This is a genomic window from Shigella sp. FC1661 (genome assembly GCF_001712525.1).
Lineage (GTDB): Bacteria > Pseudomonadota > Gammaproteobacteria > Enterobacterales > Enterobacteriaceae > Escherichia > Escherichia coli.
The window spans coordinates 1-7,559 of record NZ_MDGW01000105.1; the positions used below are offsets into that span (position 1 = coordinate 1).

A 7,559-nucleotide genomic window follows, 5' to 3' on the forward strand; every position below is an offset into this window, starting at 1 on the left:
TTTACGCGTATGACAGGCTCCGGAAGACGGTTGTTGCGCACGTATTCGGTGAACGCACTATGGCGACGCTGGGGCGTCTTATGAGCTTGCTGTCACCCTTTGACGTGGTGATATGGATGACGGATGGCTGGCCACTGTATGAATCCCGCCTGAAGGGAAAGCTGCACGTAATCAGCAAGCGATATACGCAGCGAATTGAGCGGCATAACCTGAATCTGAGGCAGCACCTGGCACGGCTGGGACGGAAGTCGCTGTCGTTCTCAAAATCGGTGGAGCTGCATGACAAAGTCATCGGGCATTATCTGAACATAAAACACTATCAATAAGTTGGAGTCATTACCCTCGCTGACATCGACAATTCGCGTAGTAAAGCCTTCATTCACAAACAGCGCCTGTTTACCGCTCACCGGATGCGTTCGCACCACCGGATGTAGCAACGGAGGATTTTTCGCGACCGCCTCGCGCCAGCGTTGATGTTCCTCCTCGGTTTTGCGGTATTTGTATTCCGGGAACGATTTACGGAAATCATGCTCCGCACGCAGCCCGCTCAGCAGCTGGCGGAAGGGAACAGAGAGCGCCTCATAGGCCGCAATACCGCTGGTCCAGAGCGTATCACCGCCGGTCGAAGGTAATTCTTTAGCTGCCAGAATCGCCCCTGCGGGTGGCGTTTCAATAAATGTCACATCGGTATGCCAGTTGTCGTTATCTGGCGGATTATCGTTATGGGTATCCAGCACGATGATCTCGTCAACCCCTTCGGCATGAGGGTAAACAGGGTGAATATGCAGTTCGCCAAAACGCTGGGCCAGCGCGCGTTGCTGCTGCGGCGTAATGGCTTGATCGCGCAGAAACACCACCTGATGGCGCAGCACCGCATGGTAAAGCTGTTCAAACTGATTATCGCTTAACGGGCGCGTCAGGTCGGCACCCGAAATTTGTGCGCCGATATACGGCCCCAGCGGGGTAATGCTCAGACGTTCACTCATTGTACTTCTCCATGCCAGGGCGTCAGACGGCGCTGTAACGCGCGCAAACCCAGTTCTAAAAGAAAGGCGATAATCGCAATCACCGCGATTCCCGCCAGCACCACGTCAGTCGCGAGAAATTCACCCGCTGACTGAACCATAAATCCTAAACCGCGCGTCGCGGCAATCAGCTCCGCCGCTACCAGCGTAGACCAGCCCACACCCAGACCAATGCGTAATCCGGTGAGGATTTCCGGCAGCGCGCCGGGCAAAATGACAAACCACAGCACCTGCGCACGGCTGGCACCCAGCGACTGGGCGGCACGAATGCGAACCTGCTGCGCGCTTTTCACCCCCGCCAGCGCCGACATCGCCACCGGTGCAAAAATCGCTAAATAGATCAGTAAGATCTTCGAGGTTTCACCAATACCAAACCAGATCACCATCAGCGGCAAATAAGCCAGCGGCGACACCGGACGATAAAGTTCGATTACCGGATCCAGAATGCCGCGCACCGTCGGGCTTAGCCCCATGGCGATCCCGACCGGAATACCGATCACCACCGCCGCGAGTAGCGCCAGCACAATGCGCGTCAGGCTGGCTGCCAGATGCTGCCACAGCGTGGCGTCCATAAATCCCTGCGGTCCGGCAATGGTGAGCAGTTTTGCCAGTACTTGTTGCGGCGGCGGCAAAAACAGCGGGCTAATCAGTTGCAGCGCCGCCACCGTCCACCATACAGTGAGTAAAACCGCTAACGTGCCAATGCTTAAAGTCACCTGACGCGAGAGCGGCCAGCGCCATTTCAGCCGCCGCGAATGCAGTTTTTCATTAATGAGCACACTCATGAGAACGCCTCCCGTTGCTCAAATACGCGGCTTAAAACATATTCGCGCATGGCGATGAATTGTGGATCGGACTTGATGCTGCGGCTCGACTCTCCCGCAACAAAGCGGCGAGCAAAGTTGAGCGGCAGCCGCTCCAGCACACGGCCAGGGCCGGATGAAAGCAGAACCAGTTCAGTCGCCATAAACACCGCTTCTTCTATATCGTGGGTAATCAACAGCACCTGCTTGCCCGTCTCCTGCCAGAGTTTCAGCAGCAGAGTTTGCATCTGGTCGCGGGTGAAGGCGTCCAGCGCACCAAACGGTTCGTCGAGTAATAACAGCTGGGGATTCGCCGCCAGCGCGCGGGCAATCCCCACCCGCTGACGTTGACCACCGGAAAGCTGCCAGATATAGCGTTTTTCTGCGCCTTCCAGCCCCACTTTTTTCAGCACCTGGTGCGCGATTTCCAGTCGCTGTATTTTCTCTATACCTGCCAATTGCAGGCCGAACGCCACGTTGTCCTGTACATTGCGCCACGGTAGCAGCCCTTCATTCTGAAAAACCACCCCGCGCTCTGCTCCCGGTCCCTCAATACGCTTACCCGCCAGTTGAATGCTGCCATGCTGATAAGGCACAAAACCGGCAATCAGATTCAGCAACGTGGTTTTACCGCAGCCGGACGGCCCCAGCACCACCAGTAGCTCGCCGCTTTCCAGCGTCAGGTTGATATCTTCCAGTGCCGGTTTGCCGCCATAATCGGCATAGAGATGAGAGATTTGCAGCATCTGCGCCTCCTTTTATTGCACGAAGCGCGAGGTAACGTACTGGCTGTAATCATTCGCTACAGCCGGGACCTTGCCCTGCTCTTTCAAAAACTGCGCGGTGTCGATGATTACTTTGTTCACCGGTCCGGTCAGTTCTGCCGTTTGTTGCTGCGGCGTCAGATAGGTATTCCCCTTAACCAGCCCCGGAACGTCACCTTCCGGCACGCCGCTTAAACGCGCCAGTTTGCTGATGTTTTCCGGCTGTTTCAGCCACGCGTCTGGGTTAGCAATGTACGGTTGCTGAGCATCGATGGCGCTTTTAGCGAACGCTTTCACTACCTCAGGATGTTTCTCGGCAAAATCTTTGCACACCACCCAGACGTCCAGCGTTGGTGCACCCCACTGCCGACCTGTTCAGAATCGGTCAACACCTTGCCGTCTTTTTCCAGGGCGTTAACCGCCGGTGCCCAGACATAAGCACCATCAATATCACCCCGCTGCCATGCGGCGATAATCGCGGGCGGCTGCAGGTTCACAATCTCCACTTGCCCTGGTTTAATCCCCCAGTGTTTCAGCGCCGCCAGCAGGCTGTAGTGGGTGGTGGAGATAAACGGTACGGCAATGCGTTTGCCAATCAAATCTTCGGGTTTGCTGATAGTTTTCTTTACCACCAGCGCTTCGGAGTTACCCAGTTTTGACGCCAGCAAGAAGACTTCAATCGGCACCTGTTGGTTGGCTGCAACCGCTAATGGGCTGGAACCGAGGTTGCCGATTTGCACGTCGCCAGAAGCCAGCGCCCGCACGATGCTGGCTCCGCTGTCAAACTTACGCCAGTCCACGCTCGCCCCGCTCTCTTTAGCAAAGGTGTTGTCGGCCTGAGCCACTTTCGCCGGTTCGGCTGAGGTTTGATACGCCACGGTGACGTTCACCGCCTGTGCCTGAAAAGCGATGAATGCCAGTGCGGCAAGAAGTGTGTTACGCGATGAAATTGCCATGATTGTCTGCTCCCCAGTCTTGTTATGGGAGCAGTATTCAGGAATAAAAACATTCATTAAAAGAATTAGTCGTTATCGCACAGATGATTTTATTCTTAGCAAAAAAACGGCAAAGGAAAGATTAAATATGCAATTACTCCGTTCTAACAATTGGGAAAATTACTACACTTCATTTTAGTGATGCATAAACAACCACATTACGAGATTTATTACTTCATTGTTTCTATCAATATCAATACATATAATAAAACCATTATATTCGCATTTTATATATCACTGTATCATTCTCAATCACTCGCATATTACATTCACATAATGTATATAAACAATACTTGTTCACAGAACATATTTTTTAAATGCAATTAATTGACAAACTAAATCACATCTAAATACAATGTATAAAACAAAATAACTATACATACCAAACATACAAACACTTAATATATGAATTGCATAAAAACATTACCCAGTCGAACCTCCGGGTCTGAAAGCCCTTGCTTTTCAGTTATTAGCAACATTTAACATTTATAAATTAACATCTGGCTGCGCCAGAGATTACGTCTCTGAGTGCATCGTTGTGCTTGTAGTATAATAAATAAAATGGAGTGTCATTAAGTGGATAAGGTTTTAGATTCAGCCCTCCTTTCTTCGGCAAATAAAAGAAAGGGTATCCTTGCTATTGGCGCACATCCTGACGATATAGAATTAGGCTGTGGCGCATCGCTTGCTCGTCTTGCGCAAAAAGGAATTTATATCGCAGCAGTGGTGATGACTACCGGCAACTCTGGTACAGATGGAATAATCGATCGCCATGAAGAATCGCGCAACGCCCCAAAGATATTAGGGTGCCACCAAACTATTCATCTTAATTTTGCTGACACCCGCGCTCATTTACAGCTCAATGATATGATTTCCGCCCTGGAAGACATCATTAAAAATCAAATTCCTTCTGATGTTGAAATCATGCGGGTATATACCATGCATGATGCCGACCGCCATCAGGATCATCTCGCTGTTTATCAAGCTTCAATGGTTGCCTGCCGCACTATTCCACAAATTCTCGGCTACGAAACCTCAAGTACCTGGCTTTCATTTATGCCTCAGGTTTTTGAATCCGTTAAAGAAGAATATTTCACAGTCAAACTTGCTGCATTAAAAAAACATAAAAGCCAGGAACGACGTGATTATATGCGTCATGATCGCCTGCGTGCAGTTGCACAATTTCGCGGGCAACAGGTCAATAGCGATCTGGGTGAAGGCTTTGTAATTCATAAAATGATTCTTTGAGCAAATTGCATGAAAACCTGGATATTTATCTGTATGTCCATAGCAATGTTGCTATGGTTTTTAAGTACGCTAAGACGTAAACCCAGTCAAAAGAAAGGCTGTATTGACGCCATTATACCTGCGTATAACGAAGGCCCGTGTCTGGCGCAGTCACTGGATAATCTACTGCGTAACCCTTATTTTTGCCGGGTAATTTGCGTTAACGACGGCTCCACGGACAATACCGAAGCGGTCATGGCGGAAGTCAAACGCAAATGGGGCGACCGCTTTGTTGCCGTCACGCAAAAAAATACCGGTAAAGGTGGTGCGCTGATGAATGGCCTCAATTATGCCACCTGCGACCAGGTTTTTTTAAGTGATGCCGACACCTATGTTCCGCCCGATCAAGACGGAATGGGCTATATGCTGGCAGAAATTGAGCGCGGGGCTGTTACCGCACATCCGCGCGACCGTAAAGTTGCCGATGATTGTTATGAAGCGCACGCTACAGCAGCTCCTGGGCGGCGCACCGTTTATTATCAGCGGTGCCTGCGGAATGTTCCGTACTGATGTATTGCGTAAGTTCGGTTTCTCGGATCGTACTAAAGTCGAAGACCTTGATCTCACCTGGACATTAGTGGCAAACGGCTACCGTATTCGGCAGGCGAATCGCTGCATCGTATACCCACAGGAATGCAACAGTCCGCGTGAGGAGTGGCGTCGCTGGCGGCGTTGGATTGTGGGCTACGCGGTCTGTATGCGCCTGCATAAAAGGCTTTTATTTAGCCGCTTCGGTATCTTCAGTATATTTCCTATGCTGTTGGTTGTGATTTATGGCGTTGGGATTTATCTCACTACCTGGTTTAATGAATTCATCACCACCGGGCCGCATGGTGTGGTGTTGGCAATGTTTCCGCTTATCTGGGTCGGCGTAGTTTGTGTTATTGGTGCTTTTAGCGCCTGGTTTCATCGTTGCTGGTTGTTGGTGCCTTTAGCGCCGCTTTCCGTTGTGTATGTATTATTAGCTTATGCCATCTGGATTATTTATGGACTTATTGCCTTTTTTACTGGACGCGAACCTCAGCGCGACAAACCCACCCGCTATTCCGCACTGGTGGAAGCGTCAACCACTTATTCCCAACCTTCTGTCACAGGAACTGAAAAACTATCTGAAGCTTAATGTTAAAGAGAAAAATATTCAGATTGCAGACCAGGTAATTATTGATGAAACTGCAGGTGAAGTTGTTATCGGCGCGAATACCCGTATTTGTCATGGTGCCGTTATTCAGGGTCCGGTAGTGATTGGCGCAAACTGCCTGATAGGTAATTATGCGTTTATTCGTCCTGGCACAATAATCAGCAATGGTGTAAAAATTGGTTTTGCCACCGAAATTAAAAATGCGGTTATTGAAGCGGAAGCAACGATTGGTCCGCAATGTTTTATTGCCGACTCGGTAGTTGCAAACCAGGCATATTTGGGCGCACAAGTACGTACCAGTAATCATCGTCTGGATGAACAGCCTGTGTCTGTTCGAACTCCAGAGGGAATTATCGCTACCGGATGCGATAAATTAGGTTGTTATATCGGGCAGCGTTCACGCCTTGGCGTACAAGTTATTATTTTGCCTGGGCGAATTATTTCCCCGAACACGCAACTTGGCCCGCGCGTGATTGTAGAACGTAATTTACCTACCGGAACTTATTCACTCCGACAAGAACTTATCCGTACAGGAGATTAAAATGATAAAACGGACGTTATTAGCGGCGGCCATTTTTAGCGCATTGCCCGCTTATGCCGGGTTAACGTCCATTACCGCGGGCTACGATTTTACCGATTATTCTGGCGATCATGGCAACCGTAATTTAGCGTATGCTGAACTGGTGGCGAAAGTTGAAAACGCAACGCTGCTTTTTAATCTTTCCCAGGGGCGTCGTGATTATGAAACTGAACATTTCAATGCCACTCGCGGTCAGGGTGCGGTCTGGTATAAATGGAATAACTGGCTGACAACCCGAACGGGTATTGCCTTTGCGGATAATACGCCGGTCTTTGCCCGCCAGGATTTTCGTCAGGATATTAACCTGGCCCTGTTGCCAAAAACGCTTTTCACGACCGGTTATCGCTACACTAAATATTACGATGATGTCGAAGTCGATGCCTGGCAAGGCGGCGTATCACTCTATACTGGCCCGGTGATCACCAGCTACCGCTATACCCATTATGACTCCAGCGATGCAGGTGGTAGTTATAGCAATATGATTTCCGTGCGTCTGAATGACCCGCGCGGCACTGGTTATACGCAACTATGGCTAAGCCGCGGAACAGGCGCTTACACCTATGACTGGACGCCAGAAACACGCTACGGCAGCATGAAGAGCGTCAGTCTGCAACGTATTCAACCGCTGACTGAGCAACTTAATCTCGGGCTGACGGCAGGTAAAGTGTGGTACGACACCCCAACCGATGATTATAACGGTCTGCAACTTGCAGCCCATCTGACCTGGAAATTCTGATTCCTTCTGCCGCCCGCTATCCTGGGCGGCCTTCCCTGCCGATTAGCCCCCGTTACTTTATTCGTACCCCTTATAATGGGGTGTTAGCCAGCCAGACCCGGCATGATTACTGCCCCCAGTCGTCCATGATCCGGGGGGTGATGTCACCGGGTCTGGTGGGGCGCTGGTAACCGCTAATAGGGGTCAGGTCAGGCACTTTTGCCGGGACCGTCTGTAACGTGGATGCCGGTA

The 7,559-nt window shown here is 50.5% G+C and carries 5 protein-coding genes and 5 pseudogenes; 5 read left to right on the forward strand and 5 right to left on the reverse strand.

The annotated features are described in order from the left end of the window. Positions 1–326: pseudogene (locus BFF42_RS07565) on the forward strand (IS1-like element IS1B family transposase); the annotation flags it as partial. Here BFF42_RS07565 and tauD read toward each other — a convergent pair. From tauD to tauA, 4 genes and pseudogenes are all read right to left on the reverse strand, one after another. Beyond that, a pseudogene (gene tauD / locus BFF42_RS07570) lies at positions 285–986 on the reverse strand (taurine dioxygenase); the annotation flags it as partial. The pseudogenes BFF42_RS07565 and tauD sit on opposite strands and share 42 nt — an antisense overlap. Beyond that, positions 983–1,810, reverse strand: a complete 828-nt coding sequence (tauC, locus tag BFF42_RS07575; protein ID WP_000114611.1) for a taurine ABC transporter permease TauC — start codon at positions 1,808–1,810, stop codon at positions 983–985. The pseudogene tauD and the gene tauC, both read right to left, overlap by 4 nt. Then, positions 1,807–2,574 carry a taurine ABC transporter ATP-binding subunit gene (gene tauB, locus BFF42_RS07580; RefSeq protein ID WP_000939363.1) on the reverse strand — a complete coding sequence of 256 codons (768 nt, stop codon included), beginning with the start codon at positions 2,572–2,574 and terminating at the stop codon, positions 1,807–1,809. The genes tauC and tauB overlap by 4 nt, the downstream gene beginning before the upstream one ends. Before the next feature lie 12 nt (positions 2,575–2,586). Then, positions 2,587–3,548 (reverse strand): annotated as a pseudogene (gene tauA / locus BFF42_RS07585) (taurine ABC transporter substrate-binding protein). 615 nt (positions 3,549–4,163) lie between these two features. On the opposite strand from tauA, the pseudogene BFF42_RS28550 reads away from it, so the two are divergent. After that, positions 4,164–4,574, forward strand: a pseudogene (locus BFF42_RS28550) (PIG-L deacetylase family protein); the annotation flags it as partial. A 126-nt stretch (positions 4,575–4,700) separates the two neighbouring features. On the opposite strand, the gene BFF42_RS28555 reads toward BFF42_RS28550, so the two are convergent. Beyond that, the gene (locus BFF42_RS28555) at positions 4,701–4,820 is read right to left on the reverse strand and encodes a hypothetical protein (protein WP_122995270.1); all 120 of its coding nucleotides are present in this window, start codon (positions 4,818–4,820) and stop codon (positions 4,701–4,703) included. Between the two features lie 24 nt (positions 4,821–4,844). Between BFF42_RS28555 and BFF42_RS07595 the strand changes: the two are divergent. The 3 genes and pseudogenes from BFF42_RS07595 to BFF42_RS07605 all read left to right on the forward strand — a co-directional run bounded on the left by BFF42_RS07595 (position 4,845) and on the right by BFF42_RS07605 (position 7,328). Next, positions 4,845–5,994: pseudogene (locus BFF42_RS07595) on the forward strand (glycosyltransferase family 2 protein). Then, a complete protein-coding gene (locus BFF42_RS07600; RefSeq protein WP_024183734.1) occupies positions 5,972–6,553 on the forward strand; it encodes an LbetaH domain-containing protein in 582 nt (193 codons plus the stop codon). The pseudogene BFF42_RS07595 and the gene BFF42_RS07600 overlap by 23 nt, the downstream one beginning before the upstream one ends. Position 6,554: 1 nt before the next feature. Then, positions 6,555–7,328 (forward strand): YaiO family outer membrane beta-barrel protein, encoded by a 774-nt coding sequence (locus BFF42_RS07605; RefSeq protein ID WP_000596085.1) that lies wholly within the window; start codon positions 6,555–6,557, stop codon positions 7,326–7,328. Positions 7,329–7,559 lie beyond the last annotated feature (231 nt).

What these genes read in the sequence shown, in the direction of transcription:
- tauC (WP_000114611.1), bottom strand. Translation starts at nt 1,810, where the DNA reads ATGAGTGTGCTCATTAATGAAAAACTGCATTCGCGGCGGCTGAAATGG.
- tauB (WP_000939363.1), bottom strand. Translation starts at nt 2,574, where the DNA reads ATGCTGCAAATCTCTCATCTCTATGCCGATTATGGCGGCAAACCGGCA.
- BFF42_RS28555 (WP_122995270.1), bottom strand. Translation starts at nt 4,820, where the DNA reads ATGAATTACAAAGCCTTCACCCAGATCGCTATTGACCTGTTGCCCGCG.
- BFF42_RS07605 (WP_000596085.1), top strand. Translation starts at nt 6,555, where the DNA reads ATGATAAAACGGACGTTATTAGCGGCGGCCATTTTTAGCGCATTGCCC.